Consider the following 17,408-nt stretch of genomic DNA (forward strand, 5'->3'; position numbering starts at 1 on the left):
TGACCCCTGCCGACAAAGCATATCTCCACCGTAGATCGCCCCCTACGAGATACTAACGAAATCAGCTGGGGCTAAACACGTACAGTTCCTCGAAGGAGACGTCGCTGTCGTTGAGTTCCGCCCGCACGAGGTCGGCGTCCGCCGTCTTGGAGCCACCCTGGGCGTTGCGACCCTCACGTTCGAACTTGATCGGCTGGATGACCCTCGAGAGTTCGGTTTCGGCGTCCCGCAGGGTCGCGTCGGCGACGCCGTCGCTGACGAGGTCCCGAACGCGGGGCTCTAACATGTGCGCCTCGTCGCAGACGACGAACGTCGAATCGTCGAGCAAGCCACCCGTAAAGGTGCCAGTGGTTCGGGGGTCGAACGCGTGGTAGCGTGACTCTGATCTACTAGTAGCTAACTGGACTCTCAAGACAGAAACCAGATTTCAACCTCTACCACAGTACCCCGAAATCGTTGCCTTCTGCGGATTTGACTTCTACACTATTGCCTTTCCATGGGCAAGTGGGTCCTATGGAGTTCTCTTCAGTGACTGTCCGACCAGTTCACTACTATGGAAAGTTAGGAAAGTCGCCGTCACGTTGGTAGACGTGGGCCGGCTGGTATCGATAACCTTCGGCGATATTCTCATCGTTGGTTACTTTCACCAGCTCTGTCTGCGGGAACGGTTCCTCAATTCGTTCTCCACCTCGGACAATGTATGCCATCTTTCCGAGGGGATCATTTGACTCCGCAAAGGTGTCGTCTTCAGTTACGTGATCCAGGAATTTCTCTGCTTTTTCGGACGTCGGGTCTGGCTCGACTATGACATCTGTAATGTAACCTTTGTACGCGACCATCTCGCCTAATCGATAGTACAGAGGAAGTCGACCGTGGGCCTCAACACCCATAGCAACTGTCTTCCAGACACTATTCGACCGATGCGTGACCGCTTCAAACTCCACGGTCTCTTCTAACCGCGTCTCATAATTTTTCGCTAACACCGCGACATCAGTACGGCTCGTGAATTCACGCTGTAATTTTGTCTTGGGTTGACGTTGATTGCGGTCAAGAGTTGATCGATCTAATTCCTTCGCCGCAGGTAAATGCTGCATCATCTCTGCGACTGTTTCCTTTCCCTCCCCAGCCGATGGTTGCGGTGAGTTATCACCCATGAAATCTACTCAGATATATTTCTGTCACATAATAATTCCACTGGGCACGATATACTCTGTCCAGAACCTGTGGCGAATCAATAGGGATCGCCGGCTTTGTTGAAATCCTTCCAGTCAGATACGAACTCCGTGCTGAATACACAGCGCGTATCGGTCACTGATATCTCAGCCGTTGGTGAGAAGACGAATTGGTAGAGACAGAGGAACAAGATACTGCGTCGGATCTTAGCGTTGTGATTCGCGGAGGATCAGCGGCTCGATGGCAAGTGTCCGTTTTGCTATGGTGACGATGCGAAGGACGTACGAGACGAACAGCATGAATGGAACGAGCGTCACCGCAAACGCACCGCCCACGACGAGGATGATGTGATTGAGACCGAGTGTGCTTCCTGGGAACGTCCCCGCATCGACGATTCCGACCATGATACCCGCAACGGTCAATGCCGGAACTGCAGCATAGAGAATCATCTGAGACAAGTCGATGAGTGCCCACTGGAAGTACAGCGTCTTGACGTGTTCGCGCGCCGGACCAAACAGAGACAGCGCTGTTTTGAGGTCGTCAAGCAAACCGCGTTCTTCCTCATTGAGGCTCTCTTCGTACTCGTCCGCTAGACGCTCAACTTGGAATATTTTCCAACTATAATTGAAATTTAGTGCAGCGAATAACACATCGAACGAGCCGAATTGCGCATCCTCAAGTTGGTCATGCACCGTGTCAGCGTTCCCAGTGACGCTTTCAGCGAATTCATCGACTTCTTCTCGGAGGTTCTCGTTATCATTCTTGTCAATGGACTCTCGAAGGGCCGTCGCCCGTTGTGCCGTGATCCCGATGATCTGCCGGAGGAATTCGGATGGATCGGCAGGACTCGGAGATCCGATTAATTCTTCAGTAAAGTCCCGGACATCCATCGAACTGGACATACGCTCGCGTTGATCGCCGAGCGGACCGTTCTCTTGGGAGAGGACGAGTTGACCGATCGTGACGACGAGTGTCGTCCCAGTCACGATGACCGTGATCATCGTTGAGAACATCGTGTTGATCATGTTACCGGACTCGATTTGCTGTGAAAACGGTGGATCAAGGACAGCAACGGCGATGACGAATGCGACGAACACGGCACTGGTCAGGATGCTGGAGACGAGAAGACGGTTCGCGCGCAGCAGCAACCAGAGTTTAATCCGACTCTCGCCTGAGCGCTCACGCATCGTATTGGCCGTACTGATGTCGGTCTCGTCAGTCATACTGGCTCATCCGATTGGGCAGGTCGCTTGAAAACGAGGTACTTGGTGCCGCCTCCTTCGTAGTCGATTGTCTCCACAAACTCCCAGCCTTCTGCACCGAGTTGATTCAACTCTGCTTTCGGATCCTCTGCTTCTTTTTGGCTCTCATCGCGCGGTGGTCGAAGCGTCTCGTACTCCCAGCGGATCGCCTCTGATTCGGACATCACTACTAGTAGGTACTACAGCCCTCTATATCCCGCTCCACTACCGAGACTGTACGTTATACGGAGAACGAATTTATCGGTTCTCTTTCCAGTCGTCCGGGTCCCCTTCACGGAATTCACCCTTAGCATGGCGCTCGTGGGGCCAGAAGGTGACGCCCAGCAGTACGACGTAGAACACACCCACAACGGCAACCACAGCAATCCCGGGGATACGGGCGATTTCAGCGGTTGTCAGCCAGTCCTGGCGCGGTGCGAACGCTGTAATCCTGAAGACCCACGCGACCAAGAGGACACTGAGCAGAGCAAGGTACACACGCCGGAGCCGGTTTGCGAGTGCTTCGTGTGACGAGACTTTCAGCGTCGGCCTGCGATAGTCCCTGCTCAGTTCCGCTCGCCAGTCGTGACTTTCAACGCCTTGGGACGGATCGAGGGCGTTTGCGAACAGGTTCTCTTGGATGACTCGAGCACGAGAGCGAAAGACGTCGTAGTCCCGGTACCGCCGTGCTTCGATCCCCAGAAAGATGGTGACGATAAGGATCCCGACCAGCAAGATATAGTGTGGGTTATCGGGACTCGAAAACGCCCACGTCAAGATTGCCGCCATCAGCGTCACCGCCCACGTCGTTGTCTCGTCAAGGCGCTCCCGCCACGTCCCCACTCGGTCTATCTCTCCGCGATAGACATGGGCCATCACCGAACCGAGTCCCGTACTGTCGTCAACCATTTCACGACCGATCTCCCGTTGATCTGGTGCTGTTGGGTCGAACTCGTCGCTATTCGAATCGGTCATAGAGGAGAGACATCTCCTCGCTCCATAAGCAGGTATGGTGACGGCGTAATCTGAGTGTCATGTACTGGAGAACATCATAACAGTACGCACCACAGTCCTACTAGTCAATTCGGACAGACGCCGTCGAAATAAACCAGTGTGTAGTGCTAACTGTACCCTCTATATCTCGCACGCTGTTTCTGACAGCTGTTAGGTAGATCGAACCGAGCGTGCAAGATGTAAGGCGCGTATCTCGCACAGAATTATTTCCTGATTCGACCAGGTCGGATCGGTCAACACAGGCGGTCTAATTTGTGAGATGAGTGTCTTGGGGATTGTGCTATCGGCCTATGAGTCCCAGTATCCGTCTGCGAACGTCCTCGGCTGAGTCATATGTTTGGTCATCAGTTGAAGAGAGTACCTCCTCCAGGGGTTTCTTGCCGCCCTGAATTTCAAGTTCATAATCGCCATAGGCCTCAACCAACTCAGTTGTCGTGGTCGGATAGTCGTGCGATTTGAGCGCTTCATCAAGATCACCAAGCCGCACGCTTTCGTCATCAAACAGCGGTTCCTTTTCATCGCCGCGGGCTTTAGCCTCCTCTAATTCTCGCTCACGCTGACGATTCTCTTCACGATCTGCTTGCTCATCTCGACCCTGTTTATCATCTGCCATATACAACAGTAGGAGATCCAGACGAATATAACTCTCGGCGGTTGGTTCGCAGGCACATTCTATCGGCTAATTCAGGATTCATTTGGAGAAAATAACGTAGCCCTTGTGCTGACTACATCCTCTCTATGCAGCACTGGGTAATCAGGCAGAAGGGGGACAATTCGGTTATCTGTGGTGGACTTGACGAAGTGCATCAGCGGTCGCGGTTCCGGAAATCCGGATATACTTCTGGGCGGTAACAAGGTCACTCCATCCCATCAGTGCTTGTAGCGGCACCGGAGCTACACCCTTGTACGCGTGGTGGCTGGCCGCAGTGGCCCGCAGACAGTGTGGATAGATTCGTCCAGTAAGATCCGCTTGGTCGGCGGCTTCTTTGACGCGCCGGTTAACCGTTGACCGCGACCGTGGGAAGCCACTGTAGCGGTTTGCGAACCGCTCGATACAGAGTTCGATTCGCAGTGAGAGATCGAAGGGGATTGACCGAGCTGAAGCGACGGTCTTTGGATGCCAGCGTGAAGCGAGAGCGTCGGCTTCAGTCAGTTGGTCATTGTGGGCGACCTCCTGGCGAGCCTGTCGCTGGCAGTAGCCACAGTCACATGGTTCGTGCTGTGGTATTCGGATGAGCTTGCGGTTCCAATCTAACCAGGAGGTGTGAAAATGTGCTATTTCTCCAGCGCGGAGGCCAAGCCGACCACCGAGTAGACAGATGAACCGTGTCTCAAAGCCACGCGGTGCTGGCAAATCTCCGCACGCCTCTAACAGTAGTTCGAACTCTCGGTCGTTGAGTACATCCTCGTGGGAATGGCGGGTGGTCAGTGCCTGTCGGTGTCGGTCGGCCCATTCGTTCTTCGACGTTCCTTGGTGAACCATCCTTTACAGGAGTGGGGTGACCCAGAATGAGTATTCCCCAAACCAATGACAACCAATTGCCCTTCTGCTGCATAGACGGCGCGAATGTGCCACGAGACGAGTGCCAATCTGTGAATGGTAGTGATCGGTCAGTACAGTAGGTCTATTGACCGTCAGGTCCGGAGGGGAGAGGTGCATTGTTGTCTCTCGTCATTGTTGATCAGAGCGACCACGATTATAGCTCTACAGGCGATTCGAGATCGAGATCTGCTTCGAATAGCGCTGAGAGCTGGGGCTGTACCTCCTCGAACTGCTCGGTCGGCTCCACCAGCCCCCGCTCCTGATCGTAATTGACGAGCCCAGCCGCCTCGATCTTCGGGAGATGCACGTGGTGAAGTGAGATTTGTACCTCTGAGAGGCGCTCCTTCGGCATCTCCGTAACGGGCACGTGATGGTTGTGTTTGGCGATGGCTTTTGTGAGATCGTTCCTCGTCAACGAGCGCTGCTCGTTCGCGAGTACTGCAAGCGCGATGCGACGGTGTTGATCCGCACATAGGCCGAGAACCGTGTCGGAGTCGATGGAACTACTCATCACTCTGTCGATATTGAGAACCGCTGGCATCTCGGCTGCACTGCGACCCGACGATGACAACTGTGGCTTCATCTCGGTATCGCGGACGATCATCCCGCACGCTTCCAGCTTTGGGAGATGGAGATGGTGAAGTGCAGTGTGGACGCGTTGTCGGTGGTCGTCGTCCGGGAGTTCTCCATCTCGAACGTGTTCGGAAACTTGGTCTACGAGTGCGCTAACCTCCATCGCCTCCCCCTCGGTCTGGTTCAGTGATCGAAGGACAGCCCGCCGGTGTTCGTTGGCGAGTGCCGAGAGAACCACATCGAGAGGGATCGATTTCCCACTCTCGAGGGTACTGGCCGTCATGTGGTTTCTCCGGAGGTCAATCGTTCCACTCTCGGATTACGGTGCATACTCACTACGTAACGTGCAAGCTCTGTGAATCTTTGCCATGGTGCACGAGGGGGACACGGTTCACGTCCCTGACTCGGCGGGGATGAGTGTGTACGTGACGAGCGCCACGATAGCACGACGGAGTCGTTCCGTCACGGCCTGATCGGATATCCCGAGTTCGTCTGCGAGATCCTTGGTCGTACAACCTCTCGGGATGTCGTAGTACCCCTTCTGGACGGCGAGACGGATCGCTTCGCGCTGGGGCTCGCTCAAGCCGTACCACGGACCGTCGCCCGGTTCTGTTGGATTATATACGCGAGTTGTCTCGACCGAGACCTGCGCATCCTCACAGTGCGTCGTGAACTTGCTGAGGGCGCCGTGGCTGGGAAATCGCAACTCGAAGTCCCACGCGTCGGGTGTTCCGATGGCGCTCAATAGCTGCCCCTCGCTCTCACTGATTCCTCGGAAGACGTGGTCCTGGTTCGCATCCCATTCGAGCGTGAAGAGCGTCCGGTCGTCGAACACATCCACCTCCGATGCGCTGGTGACAGCCGGGTGGCGTTGAACGATTTCGAGAAACGACTGTCGTGTCGAGTTGTGGATCCAGAAAAGCGGAACGGTGGCATCACCAATCGGAACGAGGTTTTCGAGCTCGATGGACGTTACCCCCTCGACGCGGAGAATCCGTCCGAGTTCGAAGTCAGCGGATGGAATGCGAACTTCAGCAATGACACTCATTACTCGCTCATGCCACCATGGTTGGTCCTGCCCGTACAAAACGGAGCGGCTTGGTACACCATGCCTGCGCGAAATTGACGCCGATTCCCGTCCTATATCCCTCACCAAGCCCGTCATCCACCTCGTGTGGGCTAATCGTGATCGGGCCTTGGTACACCACCCACGTCGGTTATCCGCCTTCGTGACGAATCGGTCGGTATGGCGACCGTGATGGAGTTCACGATGCCGGCAGACGAATTTCCGCTGGGGACGATCTTCGAAAACGTGCCGGAGGTGACGCTCGAAATGGAGCGACTCCTCCCACAGGAGACCCTGATAATTCCGTACTTCTGGGTCCGTGGTGCGGATCCCGATGATATTGAAGCCTGTTTCGAAGCCCACCCTGGTGTGAACAGCATCGATCTCATCGATAGCGTCGAGGACGAGTATCTCATGCGTGCAGAGTGGGATCAAGAGTACGCTGGCATCTTGAACGCCCTCGCCGAGGACAACATCGCCGTTCTCTCCGCGGTCGGGACGAAAGACGGGTGGGACTTCGAGGTCCGGGGTGAGAGCCACGAGGAGATCAGCGAATTTCGCACCACCGCTCAGGAGGACGGTATATCGATCGAAATCACCGCCGTGCACGCGTTGCTCCCGATACAGGGAGACGACTACGAGTTGACTGACACCCAGCGAGAGGCGCTGGTGTTGGCCTACGAACGCGGCTACTTCGATTCTCCACGTGAGGCGTCGCTCGAAGACGTTGCCGAGGAGCTCGGAATCACCCAACAGTCGCTTTCGTCTCGACTCAGACGCGGGCATCGACGGCTCATTGGCGGGACGCTCATCACTCCATAGGCTCGACCGAAACGCTCGGCAGCCCTATTTATACCTGCTGTATAGTCAGTATGCCTGTTCAACCGATTCAAGCCGCTATGATGATGTAGAATAGTATGATAGCCACACGGGCCGGTGTCGAGTTGGAGTCGGTGGAGTATCATCGCGAGTCAGAAACGTACCGAGCCCAGTACGATCAGGATACGACCAGTACAAGCATGGCCGTCGTCGCGGCGCTGTCGGATGTGACGGATAGAGATCCAACCGAACTGGAACCGCTCCACGCGTCCATAGACACTGGCGCACTCGATGAACTCGTCCACCTTCGGGACGCGACGAACGGAAATCTCTCGGTCACGTTTACCATCGCGGAATACGCGATAACCGTCTACAGCTACGGTGTGGTCGCAATCGGTCCACCAGGACACGATCGAATCGACGACCTGAACGAGGGTGTCCCGCACACATGACCACCGAAGAGACGGCGCTTACGTCCAGAGAAGAGTTAAACACCGAACTAAAGGCGCTCCTTCGTCGGGCGTACAACAACGGAGTCGACGTCGAAGGAGGGTGGGAATGTCGGAATGGTTCCGAACATCCGGACTGGGACGTGATCGTCACTGAAGTGCAAAAGAACGAGGATTCGGAGTAGACGAAGCCGTCATCGTGGGTAATTGAAGCGGATCAACTGCTCATTGCCCGCTTCTTCTGGCACTGATTCTGTGACTATGTCACCCGTTTCACCCATAAGTAGAACGGTGAAAATGTTGCTCCGGCTCAGTGGCATGGATTTCAAGATTCTCCGATGTAGTATCGCCACGCTTTGAGGCGTTCGTGCCACAGTTGTCGTGGAACAGCCGACATCCAGTCGTGCGGAGGTTCGTCATCGCATACGTGACTATATTCCTATTCTGTGAGTCGATCTTCGAGGTCGCGCCTCATTGCTTCTCGCACGTATAGTGTGCAGTTGATTCATCCACTTTCGTTAGGATCATCGGCCTGAATCGGTCAATTCAGTAAACAAGGTTGCTAACTGCATCATACGTCGTTTACAAATTCTTAATAGCCTTCTTCTCATCAAATTTTGGTCCTTTCCTCACGGTGTGTTCGTCCTTGTCCCACCTCACCAGTCCTTCCTCTTCTAATTCGAGAAGGGTGAAATGGTTGAGTTGCAGCCGAAGCTTCGCTACATCTTCGTCGGCAGAGGGGGGATCATTACGAGGAGCATCTTTCGGCATATCGTTTTCAGTCATGGTTACCGTGTAACGTCCCGAACACGAATAAACACCAGAGGTTTTCACAGAAGTCATTAGTATTGATTAAGCGAGAGACAGATTGTAACGCCTGTTCAGTAAGCAGTTCTACTGATCGGTTGGTTCATATCTTCGACGCGAAACAAATGGCGTTGTTGTGCTGAACTCATCCTCTGTATCTCGCACGACGCGTAAAACCTATCACAACTTTAGGATTTCAACAGAGCCGGATCGCCTGGTAACTGACTCGTCAATTGGTGGGTTCGGTGCGGGTGACGCGGAGGATAAGTCCGTCGTGTTCGAAGCCTTCGGTCCGAAGTTTGTCGAGGGCATCGTTGGGGAGTTCGTCTAGGGTGTCGGTGAATTCAGTCGCGGTACCGTCGTCTTCAACACCCCAGAGTTGCCAGTCACCAGCGTATCTTTGGTCGTCGTTCTCATCATCACGGACGGTTTCGTAGACGGCGAGTTGCTTGCTCGTCAGGTGTAGGCCGACGACTGGGCGAGTTGCGGAGATTGCTTTGATTTCGTATCGGACTGGTTGGACACGGTTTTCTGAGTCGCGTTCGAGGCCGAGAAGGTCGTAGCCAGCACCGTCCCAGACGTTAGCAAGGTGCAGCCCCGCTTTGAGATCGTCGCGGTTCCCGGTTTCTTCATAGGTTTGCTGTGCGGAGGTGAGGTTACTGGCAGTGACGCCACCATCCGGGATGGGCCAGTACAGGACGTCCCATGCGTCCTGTACGGGGCCGTGAATCGTTTCGACCGTGGATTGGTCACGAGTCTCGTCGAGAATGTTGTGCGTTTGTTCGGTGATGGTTTCGAGAGCGGCGTGTTCGGCGTTCGTCCCGACGGTTTTCTGGCTCCGCATACGGTCGAACACGTCGGATTGGTCAACGGTCCCGGTTTCCTGCATGGAGGGTTCCGGGTCGGAAAGGGAGTGCCGTGACCAGCTACTATCGATATCAGTTGCGTTCGTTACGGTTGTGACACGTTTGTACTCCGGGATGAACTGGCTGGCTTCCTCGATAAGGTCATCATGGATGTCAGCGCCAGGAACACCTTCCTTGGTGAGCCAGTGCTGGACGGCTGCGTCAGGCTGGAACTGCAGCTGCTGAAGTTCCGTCGTTGCGATATACTCGTGGAGTCGGTCTGTGAGGGAGTCTTCCTCGATATCTTCCAAGACGGTAGACTGGAGGAGGTCAAGGAGGTATGGAACCAGGTGTTCTTGGTACGTGTCAAACCACTCGTTCCAGCGGCGCTGGTTCTCCGTTCGACAGTGTACCGCGGGTCGGAATGGTTCCTGTTGGGTGGATAGCTCGATTTGACCGAATTCTTCGTTGATTACTGCCTCAGACAAATCCTGTGGGGTTTCTGGCGTCGGTTGGAGGTCTGCTGGGGTGAGTGTTCGGAGGCGTGTGACGGCAGTAGTCTGGAGTTCGATGTTGAACGTGTTGAGTGCCTTCTCGGTTTTGGTGAGTAGCGCGTCTCGTTGGTCGGTGTCGAGGGGGTTGATTCGGTGTTCGTATGTTTCAACGAGTGGTGTCGCATCACGACGGTCGAGGAGTTGGTCGAGGTCTTCGGGATCAGTTTCGTAGGTTTGGAGTGCGCGTTCGAAGAGTGAGGCAGCCTGTGAGTGGTGGTCCTCAAGCAGGAGCTCGGCCAGCGGTCGGCCGAACGCGGCTAACGGCGGGCGGTCGCCGTCACTGGTTGTGTCGAAGATGATTCGTCTTGTCGCCGGTTCTTCGCCGCTGGCGGAATCAGCGTTGAGCAGGGCGATTCCGTCGTCGTTTTTGTGTTTCGTCGTGGTTCGGGTGGTTTCGGTGCCGAAGGTCGCGGTATATTCGAGCCAGACGTTGCTGACCGGGGTGAATACGTCGGGGCCCCATTGTTCAACGTCGTCGGTGAGATTGACAGTAAGGTGTTGATCGGCGTCCGCGAGTGCCAATAGACTCGGCACGATTTCGGCGAGTTCATCGGCGATCGTCGACGCCACGTCTTCACCGGCGACGGCACGATCGTGGTCAGGTTCGTCAAAGGCATCGAATTGCACGGTTTCCTCGATGGTAACGCCGTAGTCAGCCAGTGGCTGATAGTCATCGAGGAGTTCCGGGCCGATGGTGGCGGTGACGAGGCGTTCGTCCGGGAAGCATCGCCGCATGGTTTCTTGATCGGCGGGGGAGGCGGCGATCCAGGCTGGGTCTGCATCAAGGTCGGCAAGGGACCGCCATTCGAGCCGGCGTGTCGAGAGTGCCCGTTGTTCACCGGCCGGTCGGTACGTGAGGACTGCAAGGTCGTTACTGGTGGGCTGGGAAGGCCCATTCCGAACGATTGCGTCGAGAATTCGTTCGAAGAGGCCCGTGTACGCATCGCGGATACTCGGTGTGTCGGCGAACGCAGTTGGATCCGTGTGCGTACGAAGTTGCGTTAACAGTCGGACAGCTGGGGCTGCGTTTGCAGCAGCGAGGTCCTCGCGTGCCGTGCCATCGATGGCACCGAGTGTGATCAATAGTTCGTCGTTGACTGCGGCTTGATCGACGGACCACAGGAGTTCAGCGAGATAGGGTTGCTGGGCGGACAGCAACGTCAGGTCTCGCGGTGGGATTCCGGCTACGTTCTCGGTGGTTGCTGGTGGGGACGCGTAGACGCGGCTGGTGTCATCTACCGGGTACCATGCCCGTTCGCCGAGTGGATCTAACAGATCGATTCGATCCGGAATGACGTCATCGTCTTCAGCGCCTTCTTCGCCGGTCTGAGCTGCGACGTGTTCGGCGTCCAACAGCGGTTGTAGCCACGGCTCGGCTGCCGTGATCGCATCGTACCATCCATCGGGTGTGTTGGCGTCGTGGTTCGGGGGAAGGTCGCCGAGGGAGAGGTTCATCGTACCGGGCCCCGGAGCGGTGAGTGCCGGTGGTGTGTCTCTACGAGGGACAACGCCGTTTTCGGAACCACCTTCGACAAGAGTGATTGCAGGTGCGTCTTCGTGAGGTGGTGCGGGGGCGACGCCGAGGAACGTGAGGAAGTCGTCTAGTGAGAGTTCCTCTGAAAGTTCACCGAGACGATCCTCATCAACGTCGGCTCGGGTGAGTTGACGGGCGGGTGCCCATTTCTCGTCTGTTGTTGGGAGGTACAGTGTTGCGATGGCGCGGCCGGCGCGACGGGCGGCGTCGCTTGGGGCTGGGAGTGCGCGCCAGCCGGGACCGTTCTGGGTGAGGCTGGTCGGCGTGTCGTGGCTAGTCCCGGTGTCGAGGAGATAGAGCTCTGCGGCGAATGAGATGAGTTCTTGCTGGCGAGCGACGGCTTCGTCGGTGGTTTCTGCGAGTGGCGATCCGGACCAATCTGCGACGGAGGCGTTCGGAAGTTGTCGGAGTTCTTGGAGGACTTCCCATCGGTTGAACGGGGTAGTGTTGAGTGCATTTGGGGACCGGGAGTACAGATCGGACGCGAAATCGAACGTGGTGACGGCGCGGTCGTCGGCTGTCAGTGCTGTCGGAAGGGTGAGACTTGAGGCATCGGTGCTTTGTAGGAACAGTTTCCGGTCATGACGGTGTTGGTGTCCGGTAGGGTGATCGCTGTCAGCGCGGTCTGGAAGCGGCACAGCTGACACTGCCGTTGAGCTGTCTGTTTCATTTGACTCGTTGGTGAGGACGACTGGGGCGACGGTAGCGTGGTGTTCGCGGAGGGCGTTACAGAGGGCGAGTGCGGTTCGTCGCCAGTTTTTCTGCCGGGTTTTTGTCGAGCAAAGCTGGTCGATCCAGGCTGTAGAAGCGGCCCAGAACTGCTCGAACGTTTCAATCGGCCACTCGTCTTGGGCTTCGAAATAGGCGTTCGCCAGGGCTGCCCAATGGGTGTACGTTGCGGTGTCTTTGCTTTCGCCGGGGAACAGCAGGGTTTTGAGATGGGTAATAACGTGTGCGGCGGCATCGGAGTCGCCTTGGGTTGGGTTCAGGAACTGCCAGAAGTCACGACGCTGCTGGGGCGTCGCTGCAGGGGTGGTTTCGGTGACCGTAGAGGGCTGGATCCGTGTCCATTCGATGGCGTGTTCCAGATCAGCATCGACAGTTCGGATTGCTCGGAGGAGGTGCAGCTCGGCAGCGATTTCCAGGAGCTTCCGATTGTACGGGCCCATTTGGTCGTCGTCAAGCCTGATGTTTGTCCGGTCAATGCTGAGTTGGAAGTCACCGTGAATATCAACACCAAACGGGGCGTCGATCAACGTTGGGAGGTATCCGTAGATACTGGCTGACGTGGCGTTGTCGCTGCTAGTGCCGTCGCCACCACGCGTCGGGGTTGGAGGCCAGGCGATCGCAGCTCCTGGTTCCTTAACATCGTGGTCGGCTTGCTCGGCATCGGCAGCTAATGCTGAGGAGGTGTACGCGGCGATTGTGCGCCGTTTCGGGGTGACTTCGGAGGTAACTGTCGAGGGCCAGGTAGTACGCTGGAATGATGGTGGGTCGTCGCTCGGCGTTTCAAAAGAAACGGTGATATCACGTCGGTCAGGGTCAAGACCAACGAAGTGCAAGTGGTGGGATTTGAATTCCGCAACGCGATCACGCAGCGTCGAGTACTGTGCTTCAGGGATTGGGACGACGATAGCCGTCGAAAGTTCCTCGGCATTCTCGACCGGTTCTGGTTGGGTGTCAGTGTAGAGCGGAAGTGGGAAGTGGTAGCTCGGCCGTGGTTCTGCGTCATCGAGACGCGGTACCGTGCCATTGAGAAACCGGTCCTGGCCTCGATCGACAGCGGGCGTCTCGCTGCGATTGACCCACGTAGTTTGATCAAGCGGTGAGTGCATTTCCAGCCCCCACCACGCAGAGTCTGACGTGGTGTCGATGTTACTCCAGACGCGAACATGCGTTCCAAGGGCGAAAACAGAGCGGAATCCGATACCTTTGGTGCCGATGCTTTCGTCCGGGGATTTGTTCGACGTGTGCAGCGAACAGAGTGCGTTGAAATCCGGACGGCGACGATCAGATCCGCCGGCGTCAGGCGGATTCTCATAGTCGTACGATGGGTCAACACGGATCCCATCGCCATCGTTCGCTACGAGTAACTCGTAAGCACCGTCATCACGCGAAGATTCTGCGAGCCGGACTACAACGGTTTCATCGGCACGATCGAGCGCATTTTGTAGCAGTTCGAACACTACTCGACCAGAGTATTCGCGTCGAATCTGAGTTTCACCAGTCTGCTGCTGGTGAGCGACTTCCCCGTCGAGGGATTGATAGTATGAATAGTGGTTCTGGAAGACATCCGCAATGGTGTCGAGATCAGTTGGGACTGCGCCAACTGTGCGAGAGGAAACCTGTTCAGCCATGAACTCCTCTTCCTACGCTATGATTATGTAGTTCAGCAATAGTCATCCAATTGCCACTATTGAAGCTTGGGGTCTTAATTTATGTCCTATATCGGTTAAGAAGCGGTATGGGAACGTGTATCCGCTGTCGAGAAGACCTGTCGATGTCCGAAGCAAATTACTGCGGGAACTGTGGGTTCCCGATTCCCGATGATCCGAACGAAGCGGAGATTAGAGAATTAGCGCAAGGCGAGTTGAGTGGTTTCTTGGACGGGTATGATGTCCAGTCGATTCTTGATTCGATGAATGGAGAGCAAGAACCAACAGAGGCCTACCAGTGGTATCTCGAAGAAGGTGTGAAGAAGGCACTCACCGATCTCGCAATCCTCCAGCGGTCGGATTGGTTTGATAAGAAACCCATTTCTGGGCTCTTCTTTCAGGAGGAGATGTTCAAGGAGAACCCAACAGATGAGGCTATGGAAGATTTTATTCTCTGGGCGCGGATTTCGGCATTCTTCTATGAAGCGTTCCAACCGGTAGGACTTGAATTGAGTATTAGAATGGGAGCTGCATTTGCAGAAGGACTCAACCCTTCCGATGATATCCACGTTTCAATAACAGTAGAACCAGACGACGAAGAGGAAGGGCTCTCTGGCCCTGCATCGTAGCACCACGTTTAGTTTCTGTGTATAAGAGAGCGGGTTCATCGCTCCCGGATTTATTCATGTAACACAACGGTGTACCTGGTTTGTAGAACATAGGTGTGGTATAGAAATGTGGTTCTGTATCGCGGTATAGTGGACCAAGAAACGGATTGAGATCTGTTCAGCTCTCCCAGAAATCCCTAAACTGTGATGCCAGGAAATCGGGTTTCATCCGCACAAACTCTTCCCGCTCCTTCTCTGGGAAATACTCGTAAACAGAGTGCAGAGTGTCAGGAACGAATCGCTCGCCGACGACGATTCGCACACCGCGTTCGTCCGGTCCACGAATGACTCGACCGAATGCTTGGCGAATTTGTCGAACTGCGGGGATCGTCAGTGCGTACGTGAAGGAGTTCTCTGCTCCGAATCGGTCACCGTACGCGTATTGGACGGCTCGGACTCTGGGTGATCCGATATTCACCAGCGGGATCCCGAATACGGCGCACGTGTGCAGCTCATCACCTTCGTAATCGACGCCTTCAGTTAACGTACCGCGAGTACTCGTCACGAGGACTTTTGGCTCGCCGTGGACGAATTCGCGTTTCAGTTCCCTGGTCTCCTCGTGGCTCGATGACTGGTCGAGCAGGACTGGTTTCTCGATTTCTTCTCGAAGGCGGTTCGCCGCCCATTCGGCTTCGGAATAATTTGGCCATGCGAGAAGGATGTTCCCGTGACTGCGTGCGATTTCTCGTGCAACGTAGGCATAACGCTCTCGTGTACTGTTCGTATTTTCAAGCGCGGGTTCGCCCCGATTCCGCTTTTTGAACGCTTCGACGTCAACGATCCAACTGGCACGGTTCTCCTCAGGAAACGTCAGATCATACGTGCGTGAGGAGACGACTCGCGGTTCCTCCTCATCAGTCGCCAACTCTTCTAATCCGGTGACTTCCTCAAAGATAGAGAGCGGTTCGAGAGTCGCGCTCATGAGGACGCCGCCGCCGAACTCGTCAAGGATTTCCTTGATTTTCTCCGACGGCATGCAGTTGTACATCACGAGCGACGCGTTGTAGTAATTCATCCACGGCTTTTCGACATCTCGATCGTCCTTCCTCGAATACTCCAATTCGATTTCTCTGAAGTAGTCGACGTGGTCGCGTTCCCACCACTGCCCGAACAGCGCTCCAACAGCGGTGCAGACGCAGTCCCGGTCAATGTCTTCTTGCTCTAATGCTTGTTCGACGGCGAGTCCGACCTTGCTTAGCATCCGGAACGTGTCTCCGCCGTACCCGACCTGTTCAGCCCAGCGCGTGAACTCATCCGGTTCAGGTTCATCTGGATCCCGGAGCGGCACCTCAATATCCTCGTCCGGTAGCGAGTTCCACGACAAGCCAGTTCCATACTGCTCAAATTGGTCCCGGAGTTCGTCGTCCACCTGAGTCTCAAACCACTCCATCACGTCGTCGTAGAACGCTTCAGCAGTCTCGACGGCCTCGAACGGGACGTCATGTGCCGCAAGCCGCGCCTTGATATCGCGTTTGTTTTGCGGTCCCTGACGCGCCGGCCGGAGAACCTGTTCAAGATCGTTCTTAGCGCGTTTGACTGTGTAATACCCGATCGTGTCTGTAAGAAGGTCTCGGACGCGTTCCTCCATCCGATGGGCCTCGTCGATGATAACGAGCGTCTGCTCATCGAGTATCGGGGCGGTGAGATGGCGGCTAGCGTCGTCGAAGAGATGGTTGTAATTTCCAACCACGATGTCCGCGTTCTTCATGAGCACGGTCATCGCACGGTGAGGACAGGTTCCGATTTCGACGGCATTCGGAAGGAGTTCCTCGGTCGTGACAACGTGGTTGTCCCCCGATTCGAACGTTACCGGGGAGCCTTTGTCACGGCCGTACCAGTCCGCCTCGAACGGGCAGTACAGTTGGCGGTTCCCTGACTCCGTCATTTCCGGGGTCGTCGATGGTTGGTTTCGAGCGTACGGCGCAGTCCTGCCAGCAGTATGGAGGGGTGAAGCATCCTCGTCCATCGGATCTCGTTGCGCGTTCTCAACGAGCACCCGGCCTTTCGCTGGATCCCACCATTTCTCCTCCTCGGGAATCGGTGATGAGTCCGGCGTCGCGTCCGTTTCGAATTGCTGTTGGACTTTGAGGTTGCTGTCTTCGCTAACGAGGTCAGCAGTTGCCTCTCTAAGGTCATCACATCGTTCCTGAACACTGCTCCCGTCAGGGAACACGTCTTCGCGTCCGTACGGGCACAGATCTCGTTTCCCGACGAGTGCAACGCCGGCAAGCGGCTCCTCTAACTGGCTGTTGATGACTCGGAGATCCTCGACGAATTGTTGGCGCTGTTGTTTCACCGGGGTGACGACGATAGCGTTGTTGAACTGGTCGGTCTCTCGGATGAGATAGCTGGCTGCGGTCAGCGAGGCCATCGTTTTCCCCGTTCCGCACGGGCCTTCCATCGCCAAGTATCCAGAGTCCTGGGCTGTGTCGATGATATTCTCGATGACGTCGTTTTGATTCTCGTACGGGTCGCTAAAGCCGAAATAGGTCTGCCACGTCACCTCAGAGCTCTCAGACACGGGATAGTGATACGTGCGTCCTGATAAGGTAAAAACCGTTCCACTCACTCACTGGTCTCAAGGAGATTGCCTCCGTTCCTCAACCCTTCTACTAAAAAAGAATCATAGAACGCCTCCTACGGTGGAACTCTTAATCGATCGGAGGTTCAGTACCTCACAAATCAGTCTCAGCTAACCGGCGCTGAAGTGTGATTTACCGACGAGTCAGAGCCGAATCCGTTCTCCG

15 protein-coding genes and 1 pseudogene are annotated in these 17,408 nt (G+C 55.6%); 4 read left to right on the forward strand and 12 right to left on the reverse strand.

All coding sequences use genetic code 11. The annotated features are described in order from the left end of the window. Positions 1–82: 82 nt before the first annotated feature. From GS429_RS01520 to GS429_RS01560, 9 genes and pseudogenes are all read right to left on the reverse strand, one after another. Positions 83–373 (reverse strand): annotated as a pseudogene (locus tag GS429_RS01520) (ATP-dependent DNA helicase); the annotation flags it as partial. 178 nt (positions 374–551) lie between these two features. Continuing rightward, complete coding sequence (locus tag GS429_RS01525; RefSeq protein ID WP_160062066.1) at positions 552–1,154, reverse strand: hypothetical protein; 603 nt, start codon at positions 1,152–1,154, stop codon at positions 552–554. A 225-nt stretch (positions 1,155–1,379) separates the two neighbouring features. Then, positions 1,380–2,396 carry a DUF7972 family membrane protein gene (locus GS429_RS01530; RefSeq protein WP_160062068.1) on the reverse strand — a complete coding sequence of 339 codons (1,017 nt, stop codon included), beginning with the start codon at positions 2,394–2,396 and terminating at the stop codon, positions 1,380–1,382. Beyond that, positions 2,393–2,599 (reverse strand): Sp36 family protein, encoded by a 207-nt coding sequence (gene sp36 / locus GS429_RS01535; RefSeq protein WP_117366744.1) that lies wholly within the window; start codon positions 2,597–2,599, stop codon positions 2,393–2,395. The genes GS429_RS01530 and sp36 overlap by 4 nt, the downstream gene beginning before the upstream one ends. 73 nt (positions 2,600–2,672) lie before the next feature. Then, complete coding sequence (locus GS429_RS01540; protein ID WP_160062070.1) at positions 2,673–3,389, reverse strand: DUF2270 domain-containing protein; 717 nt, start codon at positions 3,387–3,389, stop codon at positions 2,673–2,675. A gap of 319 nt (positions 3,390–3,708) precedes the next feature. Then, positions 3,709–4,041, reverse strand: coding sequence for a DUF5789 family protein (locus GS429_RS01545; protein ID WP_074854621.1), 333 nt, complete (start codon positions 4,039–4,041; stop codon positions 3,709–3,711). 165 nt (positions 4,042–4,206) lie between these two features. Beyond that, positions 4,207–4,911: a tyrosine-type recombinase/integrase gene (locus GS429_RS22555; protein WP_160062072.1), complete on the reverse strand. Its 705-nt coding sequence runs from the start codon at positions 4,909–4,911 to the stop codon at positions 4,207–4,209. 214 nt (positions 4,912–5,125) lie between these two features. Beyond that, positions 5,126–5,827: a DUF7344 domain-containing protein gene (locus GS429_RS22450; RefSeq protein ID WP_328821185.1), complete on the reverse strand. Its 702-nt coding sequence runs from the start codon at positions 5,825–5,827 to the stop codon at positions 5,126–5,128. Between the two features lie 108 nt (positions 5,828–5,935). Next, on the reverse strand, positions 5,936–6,592 hold the full coding sequence (locus GS429_RS01560; protein ID WP_160062074.1) for a helix-turn-helix domain-containing protein: 657 nt from the start codon (positions 6,590–6,592) through the stop codon (positions 5,936–5,938). A 198-nt stretch (positions 6,593–6,790) separates the two neighbouring features. Here GS429_RS01560 and GS429_RS01565 point away from each other — a divergent pair, with 198 nt between their 5' ends. The 3 genes from GS429_RS01565 (at position 6,791) to GS429_RS01575 (ending at position 8,063) form a co-directional block, all read left to right on the forward strand. Beyond that, complete coding sequence (locus GS429_RS01565; RefSeq protein ID WP_160062076.1) at positions 6,791–7,432, forward strand: helix-turn-helix domain-containing protein; 642 nt, start codon at positions 6,791–6,793, stop codon at positions 7,430–7,432. Between the two features lie 95 nt (positions 7,433–7,527). Beyond that, a complete protein-coding gene (locus GS429_RS01570) occupies positions 7,528–7,881 on the forward strand; it encodes a HalOD1 output domain-containing protein (protein ID WP_160062078.1) in 354 nt (117 codons plus the stop codon). Next, positions 7,878–8,063: a hypothetical protein gene (locus GS429_RS01575; RefSeq protein ID WP_160062080.1), complete on the forward strand. Its 186-nt coding sequence runs from the start codon at positions 7,878–7,880 to the stop codon at positions 8,061–8,063. Before GS429_RS01570 ends, GS429_RS01575 begins: the two co-directional genes overlap by 4 nt. A gap of 397 nt (positions 8,064–8,460) precedes the next feature. Here the strand turns inward: GS429_RS01575 and GS429_RS01580 are convergent, their stop codons facing one another. Together GS429_RS01580 and GS429_RS01585 are read right to left on the reverse strand one after the other, a co-directional pair. Then, entirely contained in the window at positions 8,461–8,664 is a 204-nt protein-coding gene (locus GS429_RS01580) for a hypothetical protein (RefSeq protein WP_160062082.1), read from the reverse strand. Positions 8,665–8,914: 250 nt separating this feature from the next. Beyond that, complete coding sequence (locus GS429_RS01585) at positions 8,915–13,975, reverse strand: ATP-binding protein (RefSeq protein WP_160062084.1); 5,061 nt, start codon at positions 13,973–13,975, stop codon at positions 8,915–8,917. A gap of 143 nt (positions 13,976–14,118) precedes the next feature. On the opposite strand from GS429_RS01585, the gene GS429_RS01590 reads away from it, so the two are divergent. Beyond that, entirely contained in the window at positions 14,119–14,622 is a 504-nt protein-coding gene (locus GS429_RS01590) for a hypothetical protein (RefSeq protein ID WP_160062086.1), read from the forward strand. Positions 14,623–14,779: 157 nt separating this feature from the next. Here the strand turns inward: GS429_RS01590 and GS429_RS01595 are convergent, their stop codons facing one another. Further along, positions 14,780–17,182 (reverse strand): ATP-dependent DNA helicase, encoded by a 2,403-nt coding sequence (locus GS429_RS01595; RefSeq protein ID WP_201293934.1) that lies wholly within the window; start codon positions 17,180–17,182, stop codon positions 14,780–14,782. Between the last annotated feature and the right edge of the window lie 226 nt (positions 17,183–17,408).

The sequence above is a fragment of the Natronorubrum halalkaliphilum genome (genome assembly GCF_009834785.1).
Taxonomy (GTDB): domain Archaea; phylum Halobacteriota; class Halobacteria; order Halobacteriales; family Natrialbaceae; genus Natronorubrum; species Natronorubrum halalkaliphilum.